Annotated in this window: 1 protein-coding gene; it reads left to right on the forward strand. The window is 28.4% G+C overall.

The window, feature by feature from the left end; all coding sequences use genetic code 4:
* Positions 1–231: 231 nt before the first annotated feature.
* Positions 232–1562 (forward strand): PTS transporter subunit EIIC (locus U744_RS0104060; RefSeq protein WP_025755752.1); only part of this gene is annotated, 1331 nt, incomplete at its 3' end.

Here is a 1562-nt window from a genome sequence, read left to right on the forward strand (position 1 = left end):
TTAGGTGCTGCTGGAATTGTAGAAACAAATGATCAAGTTCAATCAGTATTTGGTGCAAAAGCAATGGTATATGCTCGCATTATCAATAACATTAAAAAATTTAATAAAAATTAAAAACTTTCAATATTTGTATTTAATTAAAATTTTTATTTAAGTAAAAAATATTCTTTTTTTAAATAAAAAAATAAGTCAATTAAAAATTAAAGATAATTTAATTGGAGGTGTAAAAATATGTTTATAAAAACAAATGATTCTGTCAGTTCTGCCAAAAACTTTTTTAAAAAGTTTGTTAAAGCCTTAGAACGTTTTGGTAGAAGTTTAATTGTTCCTATTGCCATTTTACCATTAATGGCAATAATAGGAGCTATTGGATATTTATTAATTTCAATTGGAAAACAAACTCCTGAATCAATTTACTATACAAGTAAAATATATAAAGGAATTGCTGAAGCAATCAAAGCAATTGGATTGGCACCAATTTATAATTTAGATATCTTATTTGCCATTGGACTTGCTACTGGCTTGGCTAAAGATGAAAAAGTTTCAGCAGCACTTTGTGGAATTGCTGCTTTAATTGGATTTTATTTTGCTGGCAATATACTTGAAAATTATGCGAAAATTTCAAATGCTTTACCAGTAGAGTTAACTAAAAATCTTCCAATAATTGATCGTTTTGGAAAAAATACTAAATTTTTTAATTTTAGTACTCTTGGTGGAATTTTAGCTGGTTATTTAGGATATTTTGTACATAAATATACCTATCGTTTACAATTTCCAACTGCAATTGCATTTTTTGGAGGTCCAAAATTTTCTCCAGTAGCAACCATTTTAATTAGTTTTATTATTGGTCTTCCATTTTCATATATATGAGTTTACATTTATTATGCAATTGCTAAAATAGGTCAAGGTGTGCGAAGTTCAGGAGCTGGAGGTGCTTTTGTTTATGGGATGGTTGAACGCCTTTTAATCCCTTTTGGTTTGCACCATGTACCTAATGCTATTTTAAGATATACATCAGCTGGAGGTACTTGAACTTTCACAAATGTAGAAGGAACAAAAGAAACTTTTGAAGGATTTTATAGTATTTTATTTGCAAAATTAGATCATGGAGTAAAAATAACTGTTGAAGATTCAATGATTTCTAATGGGTCTTATGCTATTAAAATATTTAGTTTACCAGGCGCAGCAGTAGCAATGTTTTTAGCAGTTCCAAAAGAAAAAAGAAAAATAGCTGCACCAATTATATTTGGTGCAGTAGCTTCATCATTTTTATCTGGTATTACTGAACCAATTGAATTTACATTTATTTTCGTTGCTCCAATTCTTTGAATTGCACATAGTGTTATGACTGGGCTTAATTTTATGTTTTTGTATCTTGCAAAAGTAAGTGCAATTGCTGGAACTGGAGAAGGGATTATTACTTGATTTCTTTATAATATTCCTGCACATAATATTCTTCCTAATTTTTGAATGCTTTGAGTACTTGGACCAATTTTCTTTCTTGAATATTTAATTGTATTTTATTTATTAATTTGAAAATTAAACTTAAAAACTCCAGGCCG

Origin of the sequence: Mycoplasmopsis cricetuli ATCC 35279, from assembly GCF_000526955.1 — a bacterium.
GTDB classification, from domain to species: domain Bacteria; phylum Bacillota_I; class Bacilli_A; order Mycoplasmatales; family Metamycoplasmataceae; genus Mycoplasmopsis; species Mycoplasmopsis cricetuli.